The organism is Methylobacterium sp. NPDC097929 (assembly GCF_049543375.1).
GTDB lineage: Bacteria > Pseudomonadota > Alphaproteobacteria > Rhizobiales > Beijerinckiaceae > Methylobacterium.
Genome location: NZ_JBMVEP010000007.1, coordinates 1 through 26799 on the forward strand (window position 1 = coordinate 1; position 26799 = coordinate 26799).

The 26799-nt window shown below is 61.3% G+C and carries 24 protein-coding genes and 2 pseudogenes; 11 read left to right on the plus strand and 15 right to left on the minus strand.

Annotation, left to right across the window (positions count from 1 at the left end):
• Positions 1-82, plus strand: a pseudogene (locus tag ACPCJR_RS16775) (IS5/IS1182 family transposase); the annotation flags it as partial.
• Between the two features lie 9 nt (positions 83-91).
• Here ACPCJR_RS16775 and ACPCJR_RS16780 read toward each other — a convergent pair.
• A complete protein-coding gene (locus tag ACPCJR_RS16780) occupies positions 92-715 on the minus strand; it encodes a hypothetical protein (protein ID WP_391513088.1) in 624 nt (207 codons plus the stop codon).
• Positions 716-1671: 956 nt separating this feature from the next.
• On the opposite strand from ACPCJR_RS16780, the gene ACPCJR_RS16785 reads away from it, so the two are divergent.
• The 6 genes and pseudogenes from ACPCJR_RS16785 to ACPCJR_RS16810 all read left to right on the plus strand — a co-directional run bounded on the left by ACPCJR_RS16785 (position 1672) and on the right by ACPCJR_RS16810 (position 7600).
• Positions 1672-2190, plus strand: coding sequence for a hypothetical protein (locus ACPCJR_RS16785; protein WP_391513086.1), 519 nt, complete (start codon positions 1672-1674; stop codon positions 2188-2190).
• 204 nt (positions 2191-2394) lie between these two features.
• A pseudogene (locus tag ACPCJR_RS16790) lies at positions 2395-2595 on the plus strand (site-specific integrase); the annotation flags it as partial.
• Between the two features lie 493 nt (positions 2596-3088).
• Positions 3089-3319, plus strand: coding sequence for a tyrosine-type recombinase/integrase (locus ACPCJR_RS16795; protein WP_391513084.1), 231 nt, complete (start codon positions 3089-3091; stop codon positions 3317-3319).
• A gap of 306 nt (positions 3320-3625) precedes the next feature.
• On the plus strand, positions 3626-4948 hold the full coding sequence (locus ACPCJR_RS16800; RefSeq protein WP_391513082.1) for a tyrosine-type recombinase/integrase: 1323 nt from the start codon (positions 3626-3628) through the stop codon (positions 4946-4948).
• A gap of 228 nt (positions 4949-5176) precedes the next feature.
• Positions 5177-6745 carry an AAA family ATPase gene (locus ACPCJR_RS16805; protein WP_391513080.1) on the plus strand — a complete coding sequence of 523 codons (1569 nt, stop codon included), beginning with the start codon at positions 5177-5179 and terminating at the stop codon, positions 6743-6745.
• 9 nt (positions 6746-6754) lie between these two features.
• On the plus strand, positions 6755-7600 hold the full coding sequence (locus ACPCJR_RS16810) for an HNH endonuclease (protein ID WP_391513078.1): 846 nt from the start codon (positions 6755-6757) through the stop codon (positions 7598-7600).
• A 256-nt stretch (positions 7601-7856) separates the two neighbouring features.
• Here ACPCJR_RS16810 and ACPCJR_RS16815 read toward each other — a convergent pair whose 3' ends face one another.
• The 11 genes from ACPCJR_RS16815 to ACPCJR_RS16865 all read right to left on the minus strand — a co-directional run bounded on the left by ACPCJR_RS16815 (position 7857) and on the right by ACPCJR_RS16865 (position 19813).
• Complete coding sequence (locus tag ACPCJR_RS16815) at positions 7857-8411, minus strand: transposase (protein WP_391527224.1); 555 nt, start codon at positions 8409-8411, stop codon at positions 7857-7859.
• Between the two features lie 61 nt (positions 8412-8472).
• A complete protein-coding gene (locus tag ACPCJR_RS16820; RefSeq protein WP_391513076.1) occupies positions 8473-9201 on the minus strand; it encodes a hypothetical protein in 729 nt (242 codons plus the stop codon).
• Positions 9202-9205: 4 nt separating this feature from the next.
• Complete coding sequence (locus ACPCJR_RS16825) at positions 9206-12583, minus strand: class I SAM-dependent DNA methyltransferase (protein ID WP_391513074.1); 3378 nt, start codon at positions 12581-12583, stop codon at positions 9206-9208.
• Between the two features lie 56 nt (positions 12584-12639).
• Positions 12640-13119, minus strand: coding sequence for a hypothetical protein (locus ACPCJR_RS16830; RefSeq protein ID WP_391513072.1), 480 nt, complete (start codon positions 13117-13119; stop codon positions 12640-12642).
• A gap of 157 nt (positions 13120-13276) precedes the next feature.
• The gene (locus ACPCJR_RS16835) at positions 13277-13672 is read right to left on the minus strand and encodes a hypothetical protein (RefSeq protein ID WP_391516807.1); all 396 of its coding nucleotides are present in this window, start codon (positions 13670-13672) and stop codon (positions 13277-13279) included.
• A 474-nt stretch (positions 13673-14146) separates the two neighbouring features.
• Entirely contained in the window at positions 14147-14797 is a 651-nt protein-coding gene (locus ACPCJR_RS16840) for a DarT1-associated NADAR antitoxin family protein (protein ID WP_391513069.1), read from the minus strand.
• A complete protein-coding gene (locus ACPCJR_RS16845) occupies positions 14797-15324 on the minus strand; it encodes a DarT ssDNA thymidine ADP-ribosyltransferase family protein (RefSeq protein WP_391513067.1) in 528 nt (175 codons plus the stop codon). The genes ACPCJR_RS16840 and ACPCJR_RS16845 overlap by 1 nt, the downstream gene beginning before the upstream one ends.
• A gap of 303 nt (positions 15325-15627) precedes the next feature.
• Positions 15628-16197, minus strand: a complete 570-nt coding sequence (locus ACPCJR_RS16850) for a tyrosine-type recombinase/integrase (protein ID WP_391513065.1) — start codon at positions 16195-16197, stop codon at positions 15628-15630.
• A 318-nt stretch (positions 16198-16515) separates the two neighbouring features.
• Complete coding sequence (locus ACPCJR_RS16855) at positions 16516-17424, minus strand: plasmid partitioning protein RepB C-terminal domain-containing protein (protein WP_017482997.1); 909 nt, start codon at positions 17422-17424, stop codon at positions 16516-16518.
• Positions 17421-18320, minus strand: a complete 900-nt coding sequence (locus tag ACPCJR_RS16860; protein ID WP_391513063.1) for a plasmid partitioning protein RepB C-terminal domain-containing protein — start codon at positions 18318-18320, stop codon at positions 17421-17423. The genes ACPCJR_RS16855 and ACPCJR_RS16860 overlap by 4 nt, the downstream gene beginning before the upstream one ends.
• The gene (locus tag ACPCJR_RS16865) at positions 18317-19813 is read right to left on the minus strand and encodes a recombinase family protein (protein ID WP_391513061.1); all 1497 of its coding nucleotides are present in this window, start codon (positions 19811-19813) and stop codon (positions 18317-18319) included. The genes ACPCJR_RS16860 and ACPCJR_RS16865 overlap by 4 nt, the downstream gene beginning before the upstream one ends.
• Before the next feature lie 162 nt (positions 19814-19975).
• Between ACPCJR_RS16865 and ACPCJR_RS16870 the strand changes: the two genes are divergently transcribed.
• The 3 genes from ACPCJR_RS16870 (at position 19976) to ACPCJR_RS16880 (ending at position 21639) form a co-directional block, all read left to right on the plus strand.
• On the plus strand, positions 19976-20401 hold the full coding sequence (locus ACPCJR_RS16870) for a hypothetical protein (RefSeq protein WP_017483000.1): 426 nt from the start codon (positions 19976-19978) through the stop codon (positions 20399-20401).
• 490 nt (positions 20402-20891) lie between these two features.
• The gene (locus tag ACPCJR_RS16875; protein WP_391513059.1) at positions 20892-21362 is read left to right on the plus strand and encodes a hypothetical protein; all 471 of its coding nucleotides are present in this window, start codon (positions 20892-20894) and stop codon (positions 21360-21362) included.
• Between the two features lie 73 nt (positions 21363-21435).
• On the plus strand, positions 21436-21639 hold the full coding sequence (locus ACPCJR_RS16880) for a hypothetical protein (protein WP_391513057.1): 204 nt from the start codon (positions 21436-21438) through the stop codon (positions 21637-21639).
• Positions 21640-21701: 62 nt separating this feature from the next.
• Here the strand turns inward: ACPCJR_RS16880 and ACPCJR_RS16885 are convergent, their stop codons facing one another.
• The 3 genes from ACPCJR_RS16885 to ACPCJR_RS16895 all read right to left on the minus strand — a co-directional run bounded on the left by ACPCJR_RS16885 (position 21702) and on the right by ACPCJR_RS16895 (position 25802).
• On the minus strand, positions 21702-22613 hold the full coding sequence (locus ACPCJR_RS16885) for a hypothetical protein (RefSeq protein WP_391513055.1): 912 nt from the start codon (positions 22611-22613) through the stop codon (positions 21702-21704).
• A gap of 248 nt (positions 22614-22861) precedes the next feature.
• Positions 22862-25372: a DNA polymerase gene (locus ACPCJR_RS16890; RefSeq protein ID WP_391513053.1), complete on the minus strand. Its 2511-nt coding sequence runs from the start codon at positions 25370-25372 to the stop codon at positions 22862-22864.
• Positions 25373-25595: 223 nt separating this feature from the next.
• Complete coding sequence (locus ACPCJR_RS16895; protein WP_391513051.1) at positions 25596-25802, minus strand: hypothetical protein; 207 nt, start codon at positions 25800-25802, stop codon at positions 25596-25598.
• 173 nt (positions 25803-25975) lie between these two features.
• Here ACPCJR_RS16895 and ACPCJR_RS16900 point away from each other — a divergent pair, with 173 nt between their 5' ends.
• Complete coding sequence (locus ACPCJR_RS16900; protein WP_391513049.1) at positions 25976-26641, plus strand: hypothetical protein; 666 nt, start codon at positions 25976-25978, stop codon at positions 26639-26641.
• The last annotated feature ends 158 nt before the right edge of the window (positions 26642-26799 follow it).

Below are 26799 nucleotides of genomic sequence, written 5' to 3' on the forward strand. Positions count from 1 at the left end.
CGTCGCCACACGCTACGAGAAGACCGCCGTCAGCTTCGCCGGTGTCCTCTGCCTCGCCGCAACGCTCGATTGGCTCAAGTGACAACAGGCCCTAGACATGCCGATCGCAAGATCGTGGCCTGCGCTCGCTCGCTCGCTTGGCTTGGTGGGCCTCCTCGACCGTCGCCCGCTCGCGCGCGACCCGCGCGGGCGCGCCCATGCCGTCGATCAGGCGCCGCGAGGCCCGATCCGTTTGCTGGCGACGCTCATCGCCCGCACCCATGCCGTCGGCCACGACATCGCGGCGCGCCCGCGTCGAGTGTTCCATCGTGCGCGCCACGGTGCGGTGCGCGGCGGCCAGATCCTCGACGCGCCGCACGGCCGACCCGACGACGCTCGACTGCCGGGCCAGCTCGGCAGTCGCCCGGCGCGTGGCGGTCTCAATCTCGGCCTCAGCCTTGCCGAGGTTGAGTGCGTGCCCCTGCGCGGCGCGCTTCGCCCGGTTGAAGCCGCCCAGCTCGACGCCTGCCTCGACCAGCTCGTGGCGCATTTCGCGAACCGCGACAGCTTGTTGACGCCAAGCCGCGCCGCTGCGGCGCGCGGCAGTGGTCGCTGTTCGGAGCTGGCGCTCGATCCGTCGAATATCCGCTGCGGCTGCATCGCGTTGGGCCTGAGAGCCCCGCACGCCATGAAGGGCGGTCATCCGTTCCTTGGCGGTTTCGAGCTCGGCCGACAAACGGGCCACATCCTGGCGAGCCGCGCGGAATTCATTGCCAGCAACGCCCAGCGCCTCGCGCGTGCCGCGGAACGCCTTGATCTGCCCTTCCTGCGCTCGGGCTTGAGCCCCGGAAGCGCCGGCTGCCCCGGGCCTGGGTCAAGGCGCGCTGCCAGCGAGGGCATGGGCGCGGCGCGAGCCACGCCTTGCCGGGCCCGCAACAGCTCATCGAGCTGCGTGACTTCCTCATCCGTGAGGGCCCCTGCCCCGTAGGCTTGGTAGATCGCGCTTGTGACCTCCGCGAGCTTGTGTGGTGCGGCGCCTCGGGCCGCATCGAGCATTTCGGCATAGACATTCACTGGCCGGTCCACCTTCCGATGGCCGCGCCGGGCAAAGCGATGCCGTTCGCCCCCACGGGGGAGGCGTTGACATCGGCTCAGTTTGTCGGAAGGTTGGTGTCGTTCACTCCCACAGTGACACGACGACCCGGCCCTCCTGAGTTACCAGCTCAGGGGGCCGCTTCCATTCGAAATCCGTGCTGCTTTTGCCCGCGGCGGCTCGCCCCCGATTTCAATTAGATTTCGCCACTCGGCTTTTTCAGCTTTGGCTATGCCCAGACGGCTCCTGGCATTCGATCCATTTCAGAATAGTGCTGCGCCTTGCAGTCATTGCACCCCCTAGCTTAAAAGTTGGAAGGCCGTGCTTGACTGAAGCGTGATAAATCTTGCGGCGATTGCTCTCGGCCGTTTTCTCGTTCGGAGGCTCGCCGTATACGAACCGCGAAATCTCATCTGCGCCATGCAGAAGGTCGGCCGAAAGCGGCGGCTCACTTAGCGTCGTTGTATGCGCAGGCATACCGTCGTACTCCATGGGGTTAGTGCACACTTACACTTAATCGATCGCCGGAAAGGTGCAAGTGTGAACTTGCACTCCTGCCATTGCGCCTCGTAGAACGTGAGAGTGTGGGAGTGTGATGGATGGCGGCGTACGCGGTAGTGGAAACCGCACTGGCACGGATGCATGGCGCCGATGCCGAAGTGCAGCGGGGTGCGTTCCGAGGACGCCTGAAGCACCTGCAGCGCCTGGGGCTTCCCTTGGGAGACAAGCCTGGGAAGGGGCGGCGCATTGACTACAGCGAAGCGCAGATTGTGCAGCTAGCGCTCGCACTTGAGCTTTCGGAGGCCGGGCTAGACCCAACAAAAATAGTTTCGTTCATAACATCATATTGGTTCATGTTTTTCGAAAAACGCCTATGCGGCATGTCATTTTATGACACCGATTACTTCGGTGATATTCTCTCTATAAGCATAACTGCAATGTCTTCGGGCTGGAAAAACCCCGAAGATCAGATGGGTGATTTATCATCAACAACTTGGACACATAGAACTAGTCCGATTGATAGCCTAACATCTCAAGACCATCGGCGCTTCATAGTGATCGATGTCGGCAGAATGCTCTCGAATTTGCGAAAACAAATCCATCTCTTGGAGGGATAAATGGCCACGGTTCGAAAGCGAGCGCTTCCGAGCGGAAAATCCGTATGGCTGGCCTCATACTTGGACGGCGGGGGCAAGCGCAGGTTCAAGCAATTCACTACCCGGAAGGAGGCAGATGCCTTCCTCGTCCAGGCACGGAATCAGGTGGCGCAGGGCGTGCACACTCCGGACAGCGTGTCGCCTACCGTCGCTCAGGCAGCCGAGATGTGGCTTCAGCGGTGCGAGCGCGACAAGCTCGAGGCGACGACGCTGCGGCAGTACCGGGCGCACGTGCGGCTGCACATCGTCCCGTTCATCGGCGCCACGAAGCTGTCGAAGATCACCGCGCCGGGCGTGAACGCCTTCACCGATCAGCTGCTCAAGGATGGCCGCTCGCCCGAGATGTGCCGGCGGGTCCTGGTGTCTCTGTCGGCGATTGTCACGGAGGCGCAGCGGCGCGGGCTGGTGACGGTGAACAACGTCCGCTCGGCCTCGCCCGTGAAGCGGTCGAAGCGCGACGATGTGCGGCCGGAGATGCCAACGCGGGAGGAGCTGAAGGCGATCATCGATCACACGCCCGACCGGTGGCGCCCGCTGATCCTCACGCTGATTTTCACCGGCCTGCGCGGATCCGAGATGCGCGGGCTGCTGTGGGAGGATGTTGACCTGAAGCGCGGCGTGCTGAGCGTGCGGCGGCGAGCGGACCGGTTCAACAAGTTCGGGCCGCCGAAGTCGAAGGCCGGCACCCGCGATATCCCGCTCTCCCCCTACCCTCCTCCGCACCCTGAAGGCCTGGAAGCTCGCGTGCCCCATCGGCAAGCTCGGGCTCGTCTTCCCGACCGGGGCCGGCGGCGTCGAGACCCACGGCAATATCCTGAACCGGGTGTTCTGGCCGATCCAGGTGGCGGCGGGCGTGACGATGCAGGGCACGGACGGAAACCCGGATGCGAAGTTCTCGCTCCACGCGCTACGGCACGCCGCGGCCGCCCTGTGGATCGAACAGGGGCTCAGCCCGAAGCGCGTGCAGAGCCTCATGGGGCACGCCTCGATCCAACAGACGTTCGACCAATACGGCTACCTGTTCGAGGCACGAGAGGATGAGGCCGCGAAGCTGGCGGCGATCGAAACAGGGCTCCTGGAAACGGTCTAGCGCAACACGACTGCAACACGGCATCCGTAAGGGATTGATCTGAAACAGATCTCTCAGGAATCATAATCCTTGTGTCGGGGGTTCAAATCCCTCCCTCGCTACCATTTTTATCCAACCTCGCTAAGCACTTAGCGGGGTTTTTGTTTGCCTTGCTCTCTGCGCGGTTCGGCTTTAAATCCTAGAGCAGCGCTAGCGCAGCCGAAAAAATTATCGTGCGGGCGTAACGGTTTGCTGGGGGCTCACGGAGCAGCCTAGCGCACTTCTAGCGCAGTCCCCTGCATCGCAGTAACCAGACAGGGCCGCATCGTGAGCACCCCTGCAAACGCCCCAGGCGAACGCTACCAGCTGTTCCAGCGCGCTGGCAGCACCCGATGGCAGGTGCGCTTCAGCATCAAGGGCCAGGGACAGTTCAAGCGATCCCTCGACACGGATGACCGCAGAGAGGCCGAGCGCAAGGCCGAGGCCATCTGGTACGAGGCCACCTACCGCGCCAAGCAGGGGCTCACAGCCAAGACCCATACTTTCGAGAGCGTGGCTGAGGCGTACATCGCGCAGATCCTGCGGGAGGTGGAGCGCGGCGAGCGGCGACCCGACCAGGGCAAGAGCGAGCCCGCCGTGATTCGCCGCTACTTCGTGGGCTTCTTCGGCGACAAGCCCATCGACGCCGTCAGCGAGGCCGATCTGGAGCGCTACGCGGAGTGGCGGCGCACCTATTGGACGGATGGCCCTGGCAAGCTGATCACGCACATCGAGTACGAGCGGGACGGCCACCGCCTACGCCGGCCTGTACGGCGCTCAGCGCCGTCCCTGAGCCGCCAACGCGGTGTAACCGTGGTGCTGCGTGCGCTGCTGCGCTGGGCCTCGCGGCAGGGCTATCTGAAGACCCCTCCGGAGATCAGCATCAAAGCGCGTCGCTCGCCCGACAACCGACGGCCGAGCTTCGAGCCGCACGAGTTCGCCCGACTGGAGGCAGCGAGCCTCAGCCGCCTGGTGGATCCCATCATGGATGGCTCTGGTGCCGAGGTGCGCGCAAGCGACCAGCGCAGCTGGCGCATCAAGCGGCTGGACGACCACACCCGGCGCGATCGCACCGTGCTGCATGCATACGTGATGATCGGCGCGTTCTCCGGCCTGCGGCCGACTGAGATGTACAACCTGACCTGGGGCGATGTGCTGGGCTATCGTGCCGGCAGAAGCAAGAGCGTGGACGAGCGGGACATCCGGCTGCAGGTGCGGGGCAAAGGCAAGAGTGGCAAGGCCATTCCGCAGAAGGCGGCGATCCCGTGGTTCGACACTCTCTGGATGCTGTTCGAACGCAGCCTCGGCCGAGAACCGGCTGATTCGGACCCAGTGTTCGCGAGCGACCAGGGCAAGCGAATCAGCTCGGTGGCGAACGGCTTCACCGAGCTGCTGAAGGCGGCGGACCTGGAGAGGGATCACCGCGGTATCAAGCGCACGCCGTACTCGCTGCGCCACTTTTACATCAGCGAGCAGTTGGCGAACGGGGCTGAGGTGCTTGACGTAGCCCGGAACTGCCGCACCTCACTCGCCATGATCGACAAGCACTACGGGCAGGTTCGGCTCGAACGCGTGGTGGACCGGCTGCGGCCTGAATGGACACGGGCCTGAACATCGAATGTCCAGCGCAGCATCACCGAGAAGCCGGGCCTTCGTGGCACTGAATTGCCCATCCTCACCCTTGCCCAGTGCATCGCAGCTGCTGTAGGCTTGGTTTAATAATCATTGGAGATGCCTGGTTATCAAGAGCGCGGCGCGCCAAGGTGATGGTGGACAATAGTCGCATCATGACGCACGATTTGCCTCTCAAATAAAATGTGATTATGAGGAAGTCAGTCATTGCAATTTGTCATTAAATTTAGAGATGGCCGTTCGTCGAAGCCAACTACTCTTCCTCACGTTGAGTTGGTTCAGGATAATTGGGACGACTACAGTTACAAAACGACCTACCATGCGACTCTTCATCTCTCTGAAGAAGAGGCTGTCGAGCTCGGGGCGGTTAAGATTCTGCATGAGAAGCAAACTAGCGGCTACGGACCGCTCCCTCGAGAGCCGTTCGAGGAACTAGAGCCAGAGTTCTGCTCGCTTGGTGGAAACCTCGAATACTACGAGAAAATGTTCAAGCGTGGGCGGTCAGTCTACCGACCTTACTTGCGTGGTCTGCGCGACATCACGTTCAGCGACGATGTGCGAGCCCGCTTTGAGGATCTCGAAGGTTACAAGGTCTCGCTGCTGCGCTTCAGCGGCGCTGAACGTACGATCGCCGATGCGGTCAAGCTCTTCCAGCGGGATGTGCCTGTCCAGAAGCGCAGAAGAGCCGGCTTTGTTGTTAAGTTTAAGACGCAAGTCGCTGAAGGAGCGAACACCTTTACGATCGAATTTGACTTTCGCCGCAAAGGGCCCTTGCCGCATCGAATGAATGCTCTGATCGGCTACAACGGCACCGGCAAGACGCGCCTCCTGTCGAACCTCGCCATTGTCGCGAGCGGGTTCGGTTATTCGACTAAGGAGGAACTCCTGGCGAAGAGCGCGGGCCGCTTCATCGGCAACCCGCCGCCATTTAAGACTGTGGTGGTCGTGTCCTACAGTGCGTTTGACACCTTCGTTATCCCGGGTCAGACAGATGAGGAGAAGGACAAGCTTCGGGAAGAAGGCGCGATCTTTGGCTACGTTTATTGCGGGCTTCGCGAGCGCGCAGGCGAGGTAGAAGATAATTTTGAAGGCCGTCAGACGTATAGACTGCGAACGCCGGACGAGATCGAAGCGGAGTTTCTGTCGGCGCTGCGACGGGTGCGCGAAGCCGACCGCCTTGATGCACTTCTTGAGATACTCAAGCCCTTGCTGCGTGACGCGAGCTTCCAACGTATCGGATTGACCAGGTTCTACCGGGATCGGGACGACAAGAGTTTAGCGGAATTTTTCCATGGCCTGAGCAGCGGCCACAAGGTCGTTCTTAAGATCGTTACGGAGATCACCGCACACGTCCACGGCAGCGAGCCGACACTGGTGTTGATAGACGAGCCCGAGACTCACCTTCATCCGCCGCTTCTGGCCGCTTTGCTGAAGAGCATCAGGGATTGTCTTGAGAGGTTCGACGGCTATGCCGTTATTGCGACCCACTCGCCAGTGGTCCTTCAGGAGACGCCGTCTCGTTTCGTCCATGTACTGAAGCGCGTCGGCGATCGGACACGCGCGACGACGGCAATGATTGAAACTTTCGGCGAAAGCATTGGGGTGATTACACAAGACGTTTTTAATCTGGATGACGGGTCGACGGATTGGCACGATACGCTCCGCACGATGGCGTCCAAGAGATCCTTGGAGCAGATCGAGGAGCTATTTGATCGGCGGCTCGGCTTTGCAGCGAGATCCTACGTGGTCTCGGTGCAAGAGGACGATGAGGCATAGCTTCCCGTCATGTTCGGAGTTCCGGTCCCAACCATTGACGACGAAGAGATTTTCGACGCGCTCATCGCGGCGAAGCTCGCGCCTCGCCGCGCACGCCTGCGCGCGGTTCGCACAAGCATACTCGCCGCTTACCGCGATTACGTCGCAGCAGTCCCGGAAGTCGCCGACCTTCCAAAGGGTGTGCTGGACGACGAACAAGCTGAGGCCTTGATCCACTCCTACGAGGTGGAGACCAAGCCGATGGCGGACCTTCGTACCAAGCTGCACAAACCCGTCCTCCTCGCCCGCTGCCCGTTCTGTGGATTGGGTGAGGCGTCGACACTGGACCATTATCTCCCAAAGGAGCAGCACCCGCAGTTCGCGGTGTTCTCGAGAAACCTCATCCCGTGCTGCTCGCCTTGCAACACGCGTAAGAGCAAGCTTGTCGTTGACGAGACCACGGACGTCCGGCTATTCCTTCACCCCTACTTCGATGTGGTACCGAAAACCTCGTTCGTCCGGTTAAGTGTGACGCTCCTCCCAGATGCGCTGGGCTTAAGCTTCAGTCTGCACAGATCGGGCGGCATGACAGTGAAAACGTTCCAACACTTGCAATCTCACTTCCGTCAGCTGCGCTTGGCGGATCGTTACCGGACAATGTCGCTTGAGCATCTGAGGGAGCGACGCCGGGCTCTCGCGCGGTTCTACGGTCCCGCGCGCGATGCTGAGCGAGTCGCGGCCGAGTTGCTCCAAGATGCGGAAGATTTTGAAGGCGACTTCGGCCCGAACCACTGGCGAGCCATTCTGTACCGAACTTTGGCGGCCGAAGAAGCTTTCTGCGACGGAGGATTCAGTGTTCTAAACCGCATCCAGTGATCTGCAATCTTGCACAATCGCCAGAGACGCTGGTGACCAAACTGGCGGGCCGTGCGTTACCCTAGAGAGAACAAGACCGTTTCGTCCTAGACGTTCAACGGTTGTATTACACCTTGAAGCGGGAAAGCGCCTGCCCAACTGGAGCGTTTCCGGTTGGAGCCGAGGCGGGTGGCGAGGGGTCACGTCACGGCGTTGGGCTGATTCGTTGCGCGCTGAGGACGAGGAGCGAGGTATGGGCGGACCCTGCAGCCAAGATCTACGCGAGCATGTGGTGGACGCGGTCGCCACGATCTGGCGGCGGCAGCGCGGTCAGTAACGGTAACGCCCAGACGTGCCCCGCCCAGGGGATTAGGGCGGGCACCATCAGGCTCATCCAGCGCAGCCCGCTCTCCTTGACGAAGTGGCTGTCGGAGGAGCGAACCGCATCACGGTAGATGCCCCTTGCCACGATCCGCCTGCCGCGACGGCGCTCGATCGTGTCGTCCAGTCCCATGACCACGGGGCCACGTTGCGCAAACGCATTGACGAGGAACCGGAGCAAGATACGGCCGCCGGAGCACGGGCACCACGCCGCCCGGTTGAGGATGCGGTGGACGTTCACGAACCGCCGCTCCTGTGCGCGCCCCATGATGCGCAGGACGCTTGTCACCGTGCGCTGCCACGGCGTGAGGATCGCGCCGACCAGCAGGTTCTGGGCGTGTCGCCACGAGCGGTGGACGAACAGCGGTGCGAACGCCAGGATGACCCTGGCGGTACGGTGTGGGCAGGGGAAGCATGGCGGTGTCTCTTCGCGGGGACGCCACCAGCCTATCCGTCACGCCCGCTTCGTCACCTCCGCCCACTCAACTTGCCGCAAAAGGCCAAAGTCGAGCTTAGACCGGCAGACGCAGGTCCACCCAGAAGTGCCTCAGCTTGAACGGTGAGGCGGCGTTGCAGCGATCCAGTTCGTGCTCTGCTACGTGCACTGCCGACGAGCCGGGAAGGGGTGAGGGGACGGGCAGCGTGGGAAGGCTGCTTTCGGCGAGCGCCTTGACGACTTCGCCCGCGACAGTCCCGACGTCCATCGATTGGACATAGCCGATCATCCCTCCGTAAATGTCATCCTTGCCGTAGAGATGAGTCTCGTCGATGTAGCGGCGCACGCCGTGGGCGACGTAGTTTCCGTTGAAGATCCAGGCTCCAGCGGCTGTGCCCAACCGCTTGCATTCCACCACATAGGTTCGCGTAGCCCGGTCGAGGTCTACTGCTTGGTCGTCTTGAAAGCTCCACTGGAAATCAGGGCGCTTGTTCTCGCGATTCGTCCTTTCGGGATCGTCGGGGCTTGGAAGGTTGTTCGCCTCGTAGGTTGCGACTAGATTCCAGGTGTGCTCGCGGCTAAGCGCTGGCCGCGGCGTGAGCGAAAGCAGAGCCTTGTGACGCGTTACGGCGACACGCCTCATCCGGAAGAACAGTTCGCGGTTCAGGTCGTTTTCGCTGCTCCCTTCGAAGCCGCCGACCTCCGCGTCCATCGCCAGTCCCTCCAAGCCGGCCCGAATTACCGCCTGCACGCTATCCACGAAGGCAGGCCACAAACCGGTCGAGATCGCATCTAGTACCGCCATCCAATCAAGCGCTCCTGCGCGAGACCATTTGCACGAACAGGGCCTCGGCGTCCTCGCGGGCGGTGCTGGCTGTCCAAAGCCGACGGGCGTTCTCTTTTAGGATGACGAAGCCGTTGTTCGTCACCGCTCGCACCAAGCGCCTGACGTGGAAGGCGGGCGACACTGGCCTGGAGAGGGCTGCAGCGCAGCGGGCGACCACGGAGGCCCAGTCTTCATTTGCGGCTATCCCGTCCGATGCGCTCGGATCGACGAGTTCGAAAGTCACTGCCAGAGCATCCCCGGCAGGTGACGGCATGACGCACCAGCTCAGATCGACCCCTTCAGGCAGATGCTCTTCCCAGGCGTCTAGGAAGGCGCGTAGGTATCGTGACAAACCCTTCGGCAACGATGCGTCGGGGGAGCTGGTACGGGATCCGGCGACTGCTTCGGGCAGCGGCAGGCGCATCGTTGCGCTTGACGCTGCTCCCTTCCAGTAGAGATCGTGTTCTTCGGCCCAGAAATCCTCGACGAGGTCGCGTTCGGACGACGATAGCTCGAATAGATCGAAGACGGCGTCATCTAAGAGACGGAAGGTTGAGACGTCCTCCCAGTTGGTTTGCTTCTCTTGTCTGCCGATGAGGAAAGGGCTCTGGGGCGCGGCCGGAGCCTTGTCACGAAGCAGATCCACAGCACGGACGACGCGTCCGGTCGCATCGTCGTGCTCTGCCTGCGCCATGCCCCATGAGGGCGCAAACCGGATAGGAATGCTGAGGAGGTCGCGGGCCGTCACCTTATCATGCCAGCCACCCCAGCTGCCTGCCGTCATGAAGAGCAAGTAGCGGCCGAGCGACGACCACAGCACGCCCAGAGCCGTCTTCGCCTGGGCATCGGTGACATGGCGCAGTGGAATGCAATAGAAGCTGTGCCGAAACGAGAACGGGCGATCCTCGAGGCGCGCGACGGGGCCTAGCGGCTCTCGCACTCCGTGCGTGATGACGAGGCGGCGCTCGTCGTAGATGCGCTGGTCGGGATCGCGCTTCACCCCCGTGGGGGGTGGCAGGAACCAGTCGTCCTGCAACGGACCAAACGGCTGAACCTTCCTGTTGCTCAGCTCGGGCAGGACCGCCAGTAGGCCCGTCGGCTCGCGGCCACCGCGTTGCCAGCCGTAGCCCGGCTGCGGTTCGAAGTTCCCAACCGCTTCGCCGAGGGTTCGCTCCAAGCGCAGCCTAGATACCAAAGCGGCATCGTGGTGCCCGCCCCACCAGAAGACCTTCCAGAGGTGGTCCGCTTCCGCGAGGTCTGCTTGGGCGACTACGCGCCGGTCGAGTGGGACGGCGGACATCGTTCGAAGCCGCTCGACGGAGCCAGCCCGTCTGGCGTTCCAGAGCACGGCGCGTTCGGCCGGATTAGGCCGGCGCTTCTCCGCCAGTATGAAAGCGAACGGCGCAACCGCCTTGGTGAAGAATACGCGGCGCACGTGCGCCATGTTCACGACCTGGCCTATCGCAGCATGGGTGAGTAAGTGTCGGCGGAACGCTCTACTCGTATCCCGGTCGTTCCAGAACACCTTCATTCCGACGAGGAGGCCGAGCGCGCCTCCTTCCCGCAGCATCGTCATCGCACGGTGGATGAATAGCTGCGAGAACGATCCTTCGCCGGCGGGCAGCTGGAAGGCTGAGGCCCAGAGACGGGGGACCGGCTCCCGATTGGGCACTTCGTGCCAGGGTGGATTGCCGACGACCACGTCAAAGTCGCCTAGGATAAGGTCAAGCGCACCCGCAGCGGCCAGCAGCTTGAGGTCATCGCCCCGCCCCGCGTAGCTTCGCTTGGCGGCCACTCGGTCCGACAGCAGGCGCCGTTCCTCGTCCGTCAATGCGAAAGCGTCTGAGACGACGATGATCCCGAAGCGCCTCTCGTCACGCACGCCGCTATAAAGCAGGTACGGCAACGGACCACCCGAGGCGATGTCTGGCGGGTCCTGCTGGTCCAGCAAGGCGAGGTAAAGGCTGAACGCTGCCACCCGCGCAGCCTCGGCGTTGATCTCGATTCCGAAGACCCGGCGCTGAAGGATCGCGCGTAGCTCCGCTGGAGAGAGCTTGCGCCGCAGCCGCTGCGCCTCGAAGCGAACTACGCGCCTGAACGCTTCCACGAGGAAGACTCCAGACCCGCATGCCGGATCTAGGATCTTTGGCTCAAGGGTTAGGACGGCAGGAGTTAGCGTGCGACGTAGCACATCATGAACGAGATTGGCGGGCGTGTAGTGGGTTCCAGATTCCTGGCGGAGTTCGTCGCGATCTTCCGCTTGCTTTCTGTCACTCTGTTGGTCGAGATACGCCTGCCGGTCCGGCGCGGCCTTTGATTTCTCGGTGCTGTCACCCGACTCGCCATGACCGCCCTCGCCCTCGCCATCAAGAACATCGTGGTAGAACTGTTCGTATATGCTGCTTATGAGGGCGAGAGGGACTACTTCGAAGTCGTAAGCCCAGAAGAAAAGCGGCCGCTGGTCGCTCTCCACCTCGCCAAGGAGGAAAGCCCGCAGTAGATGTAGCGCCGGGTCAGAGAAGCGCTTGTCCCGTGCCTCCCCGAGCGCGAACAGGTCGCCGTTGAAGTCCTTCGCGAGCCGCTCAAAGAGGGCGGCGGTGAAGTCGGCGTCACAGAGCACCCTGTCGTAAAACCGCTGCTTGCCGGGCGGCCCGAGGATTGGTGTGTCGCCCTCGACGTCGAGGTTGTGTCGCCACGATGCAACGCCTTCGGCCACGCCCTCGAAGTAGGCGCGCGTCAGCACTCCCCGATCCTCAAGGTAGCGCACCAAGATTGATCGGCCGATGAGGGCGTGAGCCTCCGCCATCGTCAGGCCGGTCGCCTCGAGTTGTGACCGCAGGATGCGAAGGTCGCCGATGAGCCTGCGGTCAGCGCGCGTGGGCGCCAAGCCGCCAATCTCCATCAGGCCCTGCAAGTCGGGACCGAACTTGTCGACCTCGCGCGTGAGTTCCAGTACGTCAGCGGCGGTCGAGAGAACTCGCCAGGGATCGGAGGGGGGGGTGCCGCGCTTTGGCGGGCAACTAAGGGCGTAGACGCGAACCTCGTTCGGCAATGCGATAAACAAGCATCGCGGCTCCGACATGCACCATGCGCGTCGGTATAGCTCACCCAGCGAAGTCTCATCCGGCGCGTCCCGCGCGTCCGCGAACACCGCGACGGGATCGCCTCGGAGAAACAGCACCTTCTCAGCCCCAAGCCTCTCCGCGAGGCCCAGCCAATCGCCGAGGTCGGTCCAACGCTCCACCGGCTCGCCCGACTCTGCGAACCTGTCCGGCTGCGAAGTAGCGTCCAGCAGGTCGTCTGAGCGCTCGCCGAACTGCCCGTAGACCTCGTTTAGGAGCTCGCGGCCCAGGCTATCCAAGATCGCACCTGCAGCTTAGCGGACGAGGCCTTTTCCTACCCCGTGGGATGGCGCAGTCAGCGGGAGGCATCGGTAACAGGATCGAGTACAAGCGGAAGCGCAAGCTGCTTGCCGTCCATTGCCTCAAGCAGACGGACAAGGGCGAACTCAATGATATAATTCTTCGACAGCTCCGGCTTGTGACGCCGCGCCACCCGCTCGATCGCGGCGTTGATCTTCGGATCGATGCTCACGGAGAACCTAACCTTGCCCGCCATGCCACCGTCCCTAGAGTCCCTGCACCACACTGCACCAAGCTGGTGCGGAACGGAATAGCCTTCCGCGTTGCCGCCGAGGTTGGCGTCGGCCTGCTGGCTGCTTCCAACCGGTTGCGCCTGCCCGGAAGACGCAACCCCTTCGTGGTCGGCGTCCATGAACCGATGCACGCGGAACTGACGCTGGAGAACCTGCCCTTCGCCGGAGCGATCCCGCTGGGCCTCGACGGCCTCTACCTCAAGATAGGGGCAAACACCGTCCGGCCGCCGACGCTCGGCCACGACTGGTTGCTAGGCGACGGCATGGTGCGAGGCCGGACGTGTTGTTCCGGGAGGCGGGACAGGCCCGCGCCACGGCCAGCAATCCTCAGAAGCTGCTCGCTCAAGTTCCGCTCGGCGTGCACCGCGCAAGGCGCCACGCATCGGCCGGCAGCATGTCTTATGCATTGGGACGGGACCTGAAGGGCTCCCAGTAGTAGAAGCTCACCGACAGGTCCGGCAAAATCAGGTAGCTCGCCGATCCGTCGCCTCGATAGCCCGTGAAATCTGGATTGTACCCCGACACCACGCTCGACGGCGCATCCTTACCGTTGACGACGATATGGGTGCGCGCGAAGCCATTCGAGTGGGTCAGAGCGAAGGCGTAGGTGAGACGGGCGCGGCCGTTCCTGAGCGTCAGGGTGCCGGTGGAGCCTGTGAACTTCAGCTCGTGCGGCTGCCCGGAGACGGGAACATAGATGCCGCGCCGATCGGGACATTGGACGATCGCCTCCGCCCGCGGCGCCGTAAAAGCCAGGACTCCGAAAGCCAACAGGCCGGCCGTACCGCGCATCATCCGCTCCTCTTTGCCGTTCACAACCTATGCGAGCCGCCCACGGGTCGCGATATCGGTGAGGCAACACCGCCGCTGAACCGCCTCGACTCCGCTATCACGTCCGTCGCCGACGATCGGCAGGCTCCTTGCTCGCCCCCTCCGCGTCGGCCGCAAGACGCCTGATCGCCCAGCCCAGTCGAGCCCGCCGCGGTTGCTGCTCCCGGTAGGCTGGCGAGGCGCAATCAGCCTACAAGGCCGCCAACGCCTCCTCCAGCGTGCGCCCAAGCGCGCGTTGCAGGCGTCGAGCGCGCCCGTCAAGCTTGCCGAGCGCTTGCGGTCGAGTCGGCCAATCAGCGCTCGCTGCGAGCCCGCCAGCGGCACGAGGTCGGTCGTGACGATGCCGGCCTTCGAGTAGCGCCAGAACGGCGTGCTCTCCTCACGCCACGTACGCGAGATCAATGAGAGACGAGCGCATCGTCAGCCCCGCTCTCCGGCTCAAACGTATGAGCGTTCCAGGAGGGTAAGGAATGCACCGAAGCTGTCCATCGCGTCGTCGAGGGCGCCACGCTTCTGGAGTGCCACGAACGTGGCGCACGACCTGGCCTGGCAATTAATCGACTTCTCAGGGTTGAACTCGATGTCGGTGAAGCCGACGCACTGGTCCAGGCGTTCGAGCCACTCCCGGTGCGGGTAGAGGGCATTCACATAGAGCCAGTCGTAAAAGGCCGTCGCTGGCGATAAGGGATAGTCCTCGCCGTCAAACCTAAATCCTAACAACCGCCCTGAGTTTCTTATTCTCTCGTCCTTCTTGGCCGAGCGGCTGTCGGTCTCGTACAAATCCGTGTACGGTCCGCCATGTTCGAAGACTTTGCTGCCTTGGAAGGCACACTCGACGGTAGTCTTGATGCCTCCCGCGCTAATTGGCATCTTGAACGCGCTCAGGCGTATGCCGGCTTCTTTATCTGATTTGCTTGAAATTTCCAGGATAGGTGAAAGTCCCTCCCGGTTAGCCATCATGTGCAGTTCGGCGACATTCTTTTTCTTCTGTTTATCTGACATTCCAGCATGCCAAGTGAACCGGATGTTGACGACGTCAACAAGCCGATCCCCTTTGAAAGTCGGAACAAAGACAGGTCTCTCTGCCATTATGGGATCTGAAGATCGTTCAAATGAATGTGGTTCGGCACCAATACCTCATACTTCTCCGCACGCTTTAAACGAGCGTGAACAGCCGAATCTCGCCAGTCGGTCCGAGTGTACAAGACCTCTAGGTCAAGCCTGTTGATCTCGGTTGCAGGGAAAGGCTTACAAGCAGCGCTATTGGAGACGACATCGGTCAGCATGACACCAGGGAGTTTGATAACGTACGGGTTCACCTTTATCCAAACGATGTCTTTGATGCGCCCATCCTGCCTCGCGACGTAGGCCATCGGGTGGCTGGTGGTCATGCATAGATGAACGTAGCCGTCCATGCCCGTGCGTCGGTCTTCGTCCAAGCTAAGTTGATTTCCACCGGGGGCCGGGACCTGGACGCCCATCGCTCTAGCATTGCGCATGGACAGCAAGTGTCTTGCCTGTATCGACGGAATATTGCTTCTGTCCGTAAAATGGTAAAAGCAGCGATGCTGAGTGCTGTTGGCTACGTGATTCTGCAGAAAATGGTCGAGGTCCATGACAATTTGCGGTGCTCCGCGCCGAGCTAGAAACTGAGAGGCGTGACTGTTACCATTTCTAATGGACTCGGGGAATCCCCGCGTCGGAGGTCCTCCGACGCGGGGCTGGCCGACAAAGGACGCGTACGACCGGGCCGAGCAGGTGCGCCACGCATGACGACGTCTCGCCACACTCGGGGCAGTACTTGCGGGCTACGCGGTGCTGGCTTGGTGGCTACCGCTTTGCGGCACGGACCATCGCAGCCTCACCCAGACAGCCTAACGGCCGGGGCAAGCAGCAACGCGCTCGTGTAGTTGTGGCGGTCAGAGTACCTCCACGGCGGCGCGCATCATCTCGTCATTGACGTCGATGTAACGCTGCGTGGTCGAGAGGTGCCGGTGACCCGCCAGCATCATGATCGCCTTGGGTGAGATGCCCGCATGAGCCAGATGAGTGATGAACCTGCGCCGGCCGCTATGGCTTGAGCCTCCGTCCAAGCCAGCTTGATCGTACCAGCTCCGCATGAGCTGACACAGCGTGTTCGCGCTGAATGCCGAACGCTTCTGGGTGATGAGGACCGGCTGCAGCAAAGTAGGGGGCTGCCCAAAGCTACCACGGTACTGCTCAATCTCCCTACGCAAGCGCGCATTCAGGAACACGACACGCGCGTAGCCGCCCTTTGTAACGGCCGCACTGAGCCGCAGCTGCTCGCGCACCTTGCCGCCGCCATCAAGGAGATCGCCCCAGCAAAGGGTGGCAATTTCACCGACCCGTAGCCCAGCCAGGTAGCTCAGCATGAGCGCAGCCCGGTTCCGGGGACCGTACCGGCCCTGGCCCGCCACAGCCAAAAGCCTCCTCAGCTCAGCGTCGGTCGGCACTCGGGCCTGTCTCATCGAAAACCTCACACTTGGTACGCCTCAGCGACAAGCCATGATGTTTCCGAATCGAGCCGAGAGCGAGCACATAACCGGGGCCAGTAAGATCAACAACTTAGCTGCAAACCTCAGGAAAGCTACATTTTATGATGTTTTGCCCCCTCTCGTGCATTTATGACCAAACTGGCTTCGACAACGATGCTCCAGGGTGTTTTCCGCCGGGCGATCGGTCTAGGCCGGTCATGCAATGAGGTATCGATCCAGCCAGCCGACACCGCCTGCATCCGAGGGATGTCGCGTCCGAGTTAGCAGATTGACGGGGCAGCGTAGCAGGTCTCAGGCCGCCTCGTCTGCCGGCAAGGTGGAAGTCACTTCCGCGACGGTGAGGAACGATTCGAGTAGATCGGGGTACCTTTCCGCCAGAAAGCGGTGCACCTCCTGGTTGGCCAGCAACCTGCCAAGGTAGCCCTTGGCCACGGTCAGGTGGAGGTTGTCGCGGCTGAACGTCTCCTGGATCGCGCCGACGGACATCTGCAGGTTTTCGAGTTCGCGCTCCATGCGGGCCATCGCGGCCGGCGTCACGCCCTTCGGCTTGGCCTTCGCGCCCGCGAGGAGTTCCGATTGCGGCGTGCCGGCCAGGATCGCCGAGGCGTAGGCCACGCTGAAATTGTTGTGCTGAATCATCAGGTCGGCTGCCGCCATCTGCCGGAGGGGCTTCATCTTCCGCAGGATGTCGAAGACCGACAGCGGGCATTGCCGGTCCGCGAGCTGGACCACGACCTCCTCACAGATCCCGTCGAGGATCTTCACGCGACGCTTGATGCTGACCACGTCCATCGACATGGCCGCGGCGATCTTCTCCTGCGGCACGCCGCGTTCCATGGCGCGCACGATCATCGCCCTCTCCATCACGGGGGAGATCCGGCTGATGTTCCGGTTGTAGGTGAAGGCCTCGTCGTCCGTGGAGACGAGGCACTCGACCTCCGTGTGCCCCGCGTCCTTGAGGATCTCCACCCGGAGGTGCCCGTCGAGCAGGAGGTAGCGTCCCGGGGCCGCCGCGTCGCGCGCGATCACCGGAGGCTCCACGACGCCGATCTCCCGGATGGATTGCGCAATCTGCGTGTACTTGTGGCTTGCCTTGACGGTCGGCCTCAGGGTTTTCACCGGCATCAGGGCGTCGATCGGCACGACCACGATTTCCGGCTCGAACCCGAGCACGAACGCCTTACGTCCCATCTCGCTCATGCCGCCCTCCCGGAAACGCGGTCGTCGAGATCGGCCGGCATGCCGTCAAGCCGCTCCGTCCGCAGCAGCGCCACGAAGGCGGCGTCGGCTCTGAGCTTGCGCATGGCCTCAACGACGAACATCAGGCGCGACTGCGTGAGCTCGGCCTTCTTGACGAGCACCCTCTCGCGCCCGGCCTCCTGCTGGAAGACCTTCACCAGCGCGGCCGTGGAGTTCGGGCGCCGCGACGGCTCCTTCCGGCCGAAGGGGTTCGCGTCGCTCTCCCGACCCCGCTTCCGCCGCGCTTCGAGCAGGCGGCGGACCTTGATCAGCTTACCCCCGGACAGCTTCCTCTCGGCGTAGGCCTGCGTCAGCAGGGCCTGCACCCCCGCCTCGTCCGCCTTGGCGATCTCGACAGCGACGCTCACGGGGAGGACCCCCGTCTCGACGGCCGACAGCAGGCGCTCCTCACCGCGCTCGATCAGGCCGCCGACCATGCTGACCCATTGCGGCGTGCACCCGATCTTCGCCGCGATCTGGCCGTCCGTGTAGCCGCGCCGGCGCAGGGTCTCGACATCGTGGAGGAGGTCGGCGGGGCGATGCTTGCGGCGGGCGCAGTTTTCCACGAGGCTCATCACCAAGCAGTCCTGCTCGCTCGCCTCGATCACGATGGCGGCGACCGCGGTTTGACCGAGGTCGATGCAGGCCCTCAGCCGTCCCTCGCCGCAGACGACGCCGTAGGCCTCCGTGCCGTCCGCGGACGGGATCCGCGTGATGGTGATCGGGCGCTTCAGGCCCACCTTCCCGATGTTCTCCACGATCTCGCGGAAGCGCCGCTTCTCGCGTGCGCGCGGGTTGAGCACCGTGATCCGGTCGACCGGGATCGTGGCGACCCGTCTGCTGACCCGTTCCGTCATGCCGCCTCCGTGAAGCTGGCCCGCGCCGCGAGCGAGAAGAAGAAGCCGAGGTCGTCGAAGCGGTAGCCGTCGAGGGAGAGACCGTTGCTCTCGGCGAGGCGCAGGTGCGGCTCGGTCATGTCGATGCGCGGCAGGACGTAGTAGTCCAGCGGCGCGGCGTTGCCGGCGTCCATGCGGACCGCGACGGTCACGTCCGGCGCGAGGCCGCTATCGAGACGGATGCGCCAGCGCGCCGAGCCCGCGGCCGTGCTGCGGTAGCGGGCGATCACCACGGAGGCGGTGAACTCGCCGTTGACGACGAGGAGGTCCGTGCCCGAATCGCGGGAGACCGTGCCGCCGGCCCGCTCCAGGCCCTCCCTCACCGCGGCGACCACCTCGGGATGCAGGAGGCGCAGGCGCCGGTTCGCCTCCAGATAGCGGTAATCTCGGTCGGGCGCGTAGCCTACCAGGCGATAGGCGCGCAGCAGGCTGCCGAAGCGGTGCCGATAGACGCTGCTCGACGGCATGTCCTCGCGCTCGTCGATGACGAGGCTCGACAGCGCTCCGGTCGCCCGCAGGAGCCGGGCTAGCAGGTCGAGCAACGCCGCGTCGTCGTAGCGGCGGCTGCGATCCTCGACGATGGCGCGGGCGCGCTCGAAGGCTTCCGCGTCCACCACGGGCCGGAACACCCACTTGGCGACGACCCAGAGCGCGGGGGCGTTCGTGACCCGCCGCTGCTTGAGCTTTTTCGAGACGCGATTGTAGACGTTGTCGCCGACGTACTTCGGGTTCGTGAGGATCTGGTGCACCGTCCCCCGCGTCCACGGGCGGCCGAGGTCGGTCGGGATCCCCTCCCGGTTGAGGCGTTCGGCGATGGCGTTTTCCGGCTCACCCGCGACGAACAGGGCGTAGATCCGCCGGACCGTCGACACCTCGGCGTCGGGTCCCGGCACGAGGATGACCCGGTCCGTCTGCAGGCTTTTGCGCTCGCCGTGGCGCAGTTCGGCCTTGGTCGCGCCGTGCTCGTCGATGAGCAGGCGGCGCAGGCCGTACCCCGCCATGCCCCCTTGGCGAAAACCCTTCTCGACGAGGCGGCACTGCCCGGCGAAAACCTTCACGGACAGCTCCCGGCTGTACTCGCCGGCCATGACCCGCTTCACCGCCTTGAGCAGCGTCGATCCGATGCTGCCATCGTTGTCGAACTGCTCGGCGCAGTAGTGCACGGTGATGCCCGCCTTGCGGCAGGCGTGCTCGTGATGGGCGCCCTCGTCGGCGTCCTGGAAGCGGCCCCAGCGGCTGACGTCGTAGACGAGGATCGCCTCGTAATCGGCCCGTCCGCCCTCGACGTCGGCCAGGAGCCGGCGCATGGCGTCCCGACCCTCCAGCGTCAGCCCGCTGCGGCCAGCATCCTCATATACCCGAACGATGTCGAACCCGCGCTCCTCAGCGTAGCGCCGAATGAGCGCGAGCTGGTTCTCCGGCGAGAAGGTCTGCGGCTCGGTCGACATGCGCACGTAGGCGGCCGCACGCTTCGGTCCGTGTGGCCCTTGATCCTGGGCGGTGCCTCTCCGAATCGACCCCAATCGATGGCCTCCGATTGCGAGCGGCTCCCGCGAGCGGCCATCGGGCCGACTGGAAGCAATTCCCTTCCCGACCCTAGACGGAGGAGGTCGGGAATGTCGTTTCCGAAAGCGGGCAAGGAGTTTCCTGGGACCGGCGGGCGGCGATCCGGGCGAGACGTCGCCACCGAGATCGCCAGGGCTCTACGGCGCGAGCTCGGTAACACGCACGCGGCCGTGAAAACGGCCGCGCAATGGACCGGGGCCAGCGAACGGGCCGCCAAAAACTGGTTGGCCGGACGTTACGCGCCCAGCGGTGAACACCTCGTTTCGCTTGTCGAGCAATCCGAGGAGGTGCTGTTCGCGTTCCTCGTCCTCGCACGTCGGAAGGAGATCGTCTCCGCCGCCGCCGTGGCGGACGTGCGTGGACGGTTGCTTCGGGCCCTAACAGCTCTCGACGGGATTCCCGGCGACGGTAAGGAAGGCATCGGTCGACCGCCCGCGAACGAGAGTATGTCCGCCGATCGAGACGGCTCCGATTAGCGAGAAAAGGCAACGGGCGAGTCCATGGTACCAAAGGACCATATCAACAGTCTTCTGGGTCGAGCCCCGTCTCTATTGTAGGACAATATCAGTATACTGTAGGTGCTCGGACCTGCTGTTCCACGTTGATGGAAGCTTTAGAAGACTAAGCAGCTATTCTCGTAGCTCTATTCGATAGGCCGCTTGTGGCGCAACTAAGACGCACAAACTGAGCTGCGTAGCGTCCGTTTCAGAGAAGCTGCGAGGGACAGCTGAATGGCCGAGATGAAACGCAAAACCGAAGGTCTGCTTCTCGGAAAGGATTTACGGTCGGCAGCTGACAGATAGCGGCGCCTCCATGTCGATGGCCCGCAATGCAACAGTTCGCGCACGCTGCATTAACACCAAAGTTGAAGCACAAAACGGCAGATTATCAAATAGGTTGAATGGCAGGATAGCGGCATTACCATCTCCGCATAGCAGCTCATCGAGCGCGATAAAGGAGGTGGAATTGAGCGGTCTACTCAAGACGTTGAAGCTCGGCCCTGCTACACCTGCAGTAAACGCCGCGGATCCACTTTCCCGTACCCGCGGCAGGCTGCTGGAGCAACTGACCGAGCAGCGTGACCTCGCAACGGCTAGCCTTGAGGGAACGGTCTACCAGCCGGCGAAACGGATTGCCCTGCGGAAGAACGCAGAAGGCGAACGCATCCGCACTGAAGTGGCGCGCCGGGTGCGGAAGAACTTCTACCAGGATCAGGCAGGCGCATACCAGTTCGTGATGCGCATCGGCCTGGGCGCGAAGCTCCTAGAACTGCAGCCGGGCAAGCCCGCGATCAACGTGGGTACGCTCGACAAACTGCCTACCCTGATCGACTCGCTCATCGCCGCGGTCCGAGCGGGAGAGCTCGACCCCATGCTGATGGACGCCTTGGCAGCACAGGGCGTGATGATGGCTAAGCGCCGTTCCAAGGCGGCTTAGCCACCCCCCAGGGGCAAGCCGCCACCGACGCTGCCCAAAGCGTCCTGTTCAGCCATACAGTATGAAAGATCCGATGAGCACCGAGACGATCAAAGACCGCTACCAGCGAACGCTCGGATATATAGAGACGCAAGCTAGCGGGAGGCAGCGAGCGATGGATGCGAGCCGCAGAACCCTCGGCTTCTACGACCCACACCAGGACACCACGAAGGATGCGCACCAGCGCACAATCGCTCACGGCAATGTACTGGCATCGCTCATCTTCAACGACGATTGAGCGGATCAGAGCAGTCAATATGCCAGTTAGTATCATGTATTTAAAAATCATGAATGCTAGGGCTAACAAGGCCTGACTACGAACCTGATCCTCTCAAATCCACCTCTCTTCGACATCAACCACTCCGCATAGGACCTGATGTCCTGGTTACTCCACCAGCTACGTGTCAGAGCTTCGCGATCTGCGTCACCCGTGGCCCGGCCGTTCGCTTTGAAATCCGTCTCGATGCGGAATTTCAAAGCGTAGCGGATGACGCTCTTGATGTTCTTTACGACGGATCTGGTCGCGTCGAACGCCCGCAGGTCCACCTGATACGGAGCGCCGTGCCCCTTGGCTCGTAGAGCCTCGGTAAACTCCTCCCGGCTCACCTCGCCCAGAGCTACGATCCCATGCAGGTGCGGACGCCACACCGTGAAATCGTCACGAGGCGCGAACAGCGGCCATCCCAGAGCATTCATGGCGGTCCGCTTGTTACGGCCGAACCCCGGTAGATCGCCGAAGGCATCCCGATCCATCTCCCACCAGCCGGTCAGCTGCACGGCATTCCACCGAGAGTCCTGACGCCGCCGGTGAGCGATCATGTTCCGGATCCGGCGTTTGGTCACCTCGATGGAGGCATCTACGGAGCCCAGCTGTAGCGTTGGCGGCAGCAGCAGGGTGAGGAACGCCAACTGCTCGTTAGGGACGCCAGCGAACGCCTGCTTCAACGCACGACCCGTTTCCTTGCCACGTCGACGCATGAAGCAGCGCGGGCACAAAGGCACCCCACAGACCCGCATGTTGTTGCGGCCCTCATCCATGGTGCCACAGGCTTCCATTCGCTCGTACAGCGGATGCATCATACCCAGAGCCGCGAACACCCGGGTGCGCTGGGCCTGCATCCCGTAGGAAAGCCAGCGAATCTGGCGTCGCTCCCACGGCTCAAACAGCTTGATTAAATTTGCGCGAAACTGTCTCATCGATAAATACGACATCAGGTCATCTCCAATTGAACCTGGGGTATTTAGCGATAAGCATTCGCTGTGCTGTCACGACCAAATCCACCGATTAGATCGGCGGAAAGGTATGGCATGCGAGCCTCATTGGCTCGCATGCCATATTCTTTATGATGAGCTAATTAGTAGCTAAGCTACATAAAGATTGCACTAAAATGCTAATTTAATGACAAGTCTACGAAATCGTTCGACCTGTCTATGCTTCTAGTATGGCGGGCCATAAAACATCACAGAAGAAGTTCGAGTCTTGCTTTCACTATCTCATCAGTTTCAAACATGCGGAACAGCTCGAAGTTGGGAAAATTCTCTAGAGCCACGCGCAAGAAGGCAACAGCCTCATCATTGCAAATGAGCTTCACTTCGACGAGTGCAGCATTGTCACGTTTGGCATTTTTTACGTCCGTCTCGGACATTTTGATTCCTTTGTGCTCGAAGAAGCTTGCGAGCTCTTTGTAGGTCCAGCCCTCATTTGAGATGCCCCATTCGCCCCTCACGAACGCTCGCAGGAATAGACGCTTCAGAACGCCGCGCGTACCATCACGTCGAAGGCCAATGCCGCGCCCAGGAGGACCGATACGAGCGGTCTGGCCGCAGTAGACCACCCAGTCGTTATAGTCTTTGAGTGTCTTCAGAACCCGACCAGTTCCAAGCGCTCCTTTGCGCCAACCGTCGAACCGCGCTCGAACCTCCAGAGCTTCCTGAACGCTACGCCAAGGTCTGGTGCTGAACGCGAGATGCTGCCGGCCACGCACTTCTCTTTCAACCGGCCGCTCCGGACAACGCTTCATATCGAATTCGAGATTCAAACGTGATTTTCTAAGAATGCTGGTCATGTCGCTCTCAGTGACCCACATCTCGCGGCTGCTGATCAAAGATTTGTAGACGTGCTGCTGCCCTGGCTGCCGCTCCAAGTAAAGGTCAAGCATGTACTCGTTCTGGTCCTCAGCCTCTGCTGGCGGCTTAACGCCGGCCTTCGCCAGGACAATTTGGAAACCGTCGATACCCTGCGCCGTCAGCTGACCACGCGTCCGCATAGCCACGACTTGCCGAACACGATGCTTTTCCTCAAGAATAACGTCCTCACCGAACAGCCTCCGCCGAAGTTTTAAAAAAGCCGCGCAAAGGGGACCAGAGGTATCGATTTCATCTAAAGGAGCATCCGTCAGGAAGCCATCAGTGGTGACGCTGATCACTGTGCGATTTGCAGGCACGCCAGCGATCTGCTCGCCTACGACAGCACGAATGAAGCTAGTCACATAAGCTGCAAAATATGGGTTCGTGATCGCTGACGGCCGTAGCTCCTCGGTAAACCCTTTTCGAGAGTTGAACACGCGTTTCGGATGAACACCCTGCGCGGTCTTTCCGTAGAGGCTGTTACCGATTTCCTTGAAAAGCTTGTCCTCAAGAGATCCCTTTCCATAGACGGCCTGGGCGTCACGCCGTTTCCGCTGGATCATTCTTGTGAATGGCTCGAAGAGCCTGTCGTCGCTTGCCCACGGGATAATAAGACCGTTGACGATCTCGATCTCGGCTCCCAATCGCCGTGCAAGTGCGAGTTCGGGCGATGCACACACGCTCTCGCCCTCGAGCGGAAACAAAAGACCATGGTCCGTCCGAACCGGAAGACACGGAAAACGCGTCGGATCAGAAAAACGAAATCGAACATGCGCTAAGCCGAGGACATCGACTTTAAAATCGTCGAGGTCTTTCGAGGTACGAACACCCTCGTAATCAAGAGGCCGAATCGCGCACATTGCGGTGGTATATGCGGCAGGAAGATCGTAGTCGTAGTAGACATCTTCGGAAGTGGGGCCGCAGAAGAAACACTCATTACGCCCACCGAGATAAGCCGCAGCCGCAAATTCCTCGAACAGTTGCCGAGAGGTGATCGAGGCAATCTGTTTAACCGTGCGGTATCGACGGGTCTGTTCGGAGAACAGAGTGCGTTTCTCAACGCGTAACCCTAGAGCGCTGTTCAGATCGATGCCGTCTTCGGCGGCCGCGCGACGCAACAAAGCCGGACCAAATCCAGCCAGCGTCGCGGGCAAATCGCTCAACCCATTCTCGCGAGCAAACTCGGCCATACGGATGCCGTAAGTCAGCGGGATGTCGACATCACGCATCGCGTAGGTTCTGAACTGCTCGGGCCGCTCCCGAAAAAATTTGCGCATCCGGTCTTTGGTGTAGCCGGATGGGAGCTCGACCTTTGGAATTCCAAGGAACCGTCCGACCGTGTCCAAGCCCGAGCGACCAGGCGTCAGGAGCAGAGTATCGACGAATCGTACCCGGATGAGCTCCGGCATGCCGTCGTCGCCAGGAAGAATCAGCGCCTCCTTATGCTGCGTGCGCTTTTGATCATGGAGTTCGGGCAACTCCTCTTCACCGAGTGCGACCGAAAGGGATCGTGACGTGAACGTCTTCCCGATGGAGTCGAACTCATCCTTGCGGGCCCAGAAATCGAAGAAAGTGGTTACGTCGGCCCGAAGAAAATGGCCGAACACCGTGACACGGTCTGGCCATTGGGTGATTACGCCGGCTTTCCGCGCCTTTTTTAGCAACAATCGAAGCGCGACTGCAAAGCGTTTGCGCGCACTCCGATTCGAGCTATCAACGACATGGAAATCGTAGACGCTCTGATCGCCACACTGAAGCTTAAGTTGGTAGCTCAGAAGGTGGTTACGCGGCCTGTCGATGCCCAGTTCCTCTGATAGCGTCTCCCATTCGGCATCGACGGCCATGTAGACAGGCGGCCCATCGTACTTCGGCACGCAAGGCTTTTTACTACGCGCAAACCGCTGGCGCAGCTTGGCCGCCTTTGAGGTGTAAATCGATGGCGATGATTCCCCAACGGTAGAGTTACACCTTTTTATTTCTGATTCAGCTATCATTGATGGCTCCTGAAACGAAAAGGGGCGCCGAAGCGCCCCTCCATGAATACGATGTATTTGGTGCTTCAGATTTTTAGTCCATCAATCTCGATTTTAGATCATGATAGAACACGCCTAGGTCGCCAACATCTTCCTCCTCTACGGAGGCGATCAGGGCTCCGCTGGTTCCGATGATTGCTACCTTGCCGTCCAGCGGCTTAGCTACCTTAACCTCGTCAATTCGGAAAATGCCTTTGGGGCCGGCATCCACCCACTTCGAGTTCTTCTTCTTCTCCGTCATCGTCACTCCTGTCGGTTGGGCGACCTTGAGCCGCCGCCTCGCTCAGAGGCAGATCCGACATATCAACCAATCAGCAATATGACAAGTCAGCACATTGCTGACACGGCTACGTAGGCTGGCGTTGCCCAGGCGCGTAGGGTAGTGAGACGAACGAGGAGTGATGCGACGGTTCCATGTCACAGCAAAGTTCGAACGTACTAACCCATGAAGAAGCCAGAAGGACGCTAAGTGACCTCCTTTCGGCTTTGAGACACCTGGAGGCAGCAGAGCCTGATATTACTATCGAGGGCTTCAAGGCTCTCTTAGTAGTGGCTCTTACTAGCTGGGGTAAAGACGGCATGCGTCTCCCGGATGTGACGAAGATTTCCAAAGTTCTTGACAAAAGTCCTTCTAGAGCAAGTCGGATTATAGGCGCCCTTTCAGATCCAGAGGGTTTGGCATTGGTAGAAGCAAGATCGGGACTCTCGGGCACACGATCAGAATCGCTTATCGTCACGGAGCACGGCAAGGAACTAGTTTCTTCGTTTCTCGAGGTGTTGACAGGGAGACAAATCGAGGAGCTGCCGTTTCGAAATTTTGAAGATCTTCAGAATGCAAAAAAGTCTTCCAATAACTCTAATAGAAAAATTGAAGGATACCTTAAGCAGAGTGAATTTGATAAGGACACTTTGACACTCAAGATTGGCCCGAAGTCTGATGTGATGTCAGATGAAGTGCAAGATTGGTGCAGGAATAATTTGAGTAAGCAGCCAACGATGACGGCAGATGCCGATCAAGTGTACGTTTCCTTCGCGAAAGTTTCTGACGCCGTGTATTTTAAGCTTCGCTGGTGCTGGTAAAAACGTTTGGCTTCCGATTCTTGGTTCCGGCTGCTGCGGCTTAGTTTTGAAGCAGCTGCTAGTAGGCGGCGCCTGCAATGTGGAGAAGAACATCGGCTTCGCCGTAGCGCAGTGCTAGCGCAGCACCCCGGCCCGTTCTGTCCAATCAAGGACTTAGC

What these genes read in the sequence shown, in the direction of transcription:
- ACPCJR_RS16795 (WP_391513084.1), top strand. Translation starts at nt 3,089, where the DNA reads ATGCAGGGCACGGACGGAAACCCGGATGCGAAGTTCTCGCTCCACGCG.
- ACPCJR_RS16895 (WP_391513051.1), bottom strand. Translation starts at nt 25,802, where the DNA reads ATGACGGAGAAGAAGAAGAACTCGAAGTGGGTGGATGCCGGCCCCAAA.
- ACPCJR_RS16850 (WP_391513065.1), bottom strand. Translation starts at nt 16,197, where the DNA reads ATGAGACAGGCCCGAGTGCCGACCGACGCTGAGCTGAGGAGGCTTTTG.
- ACPCJR_RS16860 (WP_391513063.1), bottom strand. Translation starts at nt 18,320, where the DNA reads ATGACGGAACGGGTCAGCAGACGGGTCGCCACGATCCCGGTCGACCGG.
- ACPCJR_RS16785 (WP_391513086.1), top strand. Translation starts at nt 1,672, where the DNA reads ATGGCGGCGTACGCGGTAGTGGAAACCGCACTGGCACGGATGCATGGC.
- ACPCJR_RS16880 (WP_391513057.1), top strand. Translation starts at nt 21,436, where the DNA reads ATGAGCACCGAGACGATCAAAGACCGCTACCAGCGAACGCTCGGATAT.
- ACPCJR_RS16845 (WP_391513067.1), bottom strand. Translation starts at nt 15,324, where the DNA reads ATGGACCTCGACCATTTTCTGCAGAATCACGTAGCCAACAGCACTCAG.
- ACPCJR_RS16835 (WP_391516807.1), bottom strand. Translation starts at nt 13,672, where the DNA reads ATGATGCGCGGTACGGCCGGCCTGTTGGCTTTCGGAGTCCTGGCTTTT.
- ACPCJR_RS16900 (WP_391513049.1), top strand. Translation starts at nt 25,976, where the DNA reads ATGTCACAGCAAAGTTCGAACGTACTAACCCATGAAGAAGCCAGAAGG.
- ACPCJR_RS16855 (WP_017482997.1), bottom strand. Translation starts at nt 17,424, where the DNA reads ATGAGCGAGATGGGACGTAAGGCGTTCGTGCTCGGGTTCGAGCCGGAA.
- ACPCJR_RS16890 (WP_391513053.1), bottom strand. Translation starts at nt 25,372, where the DNA reads ATGGCCGTCGATGCCGAATGGGAGACGCTATCAGAGGAACTGGGCATC.
- ACPCJR_RS16870 (WP_017483000.1), top strand. Translation starts at nt 19,976, where the DNA reads ATGTCGTTTCCGAAAGCGGGCAAGGAGTTTCCTGGGACCGGCGGGCGG.
- ACPCJR_RS16810 (WP_391513078.1), top strand. Translation starts at nt 6,755, where the DNA reads ATGTTCGGAGTTCCGGTCCCAACCATTGACGACGAAGAGATTTTCGAC.
- ACPCJR_RS16840 (WP_391513069.1), bottom strand. Translation starts at nt 14,797, where the DNA reads ATGGCAGAGAGACCTGTCTTTGTTCCGACTTTCAAAGGGGATCGGCTT.
- ACPCJR_RS16820 (WP_391513076.1), bottom strand. Translation starts at nt 9,201, where the DNA reads ATGGCGGTACTAGATGCGATCTCGACCGGTTTGTGGCCTGCCTTCGTG.
- ACPCJR_RS16885 (WP_391513055.1), bottom strand. Translation starts at nt 22,613, where the DNA reads ATGTCGTATTTATCGATGAGACAGTTTCGCGCAAATTTAATCAAGCTG.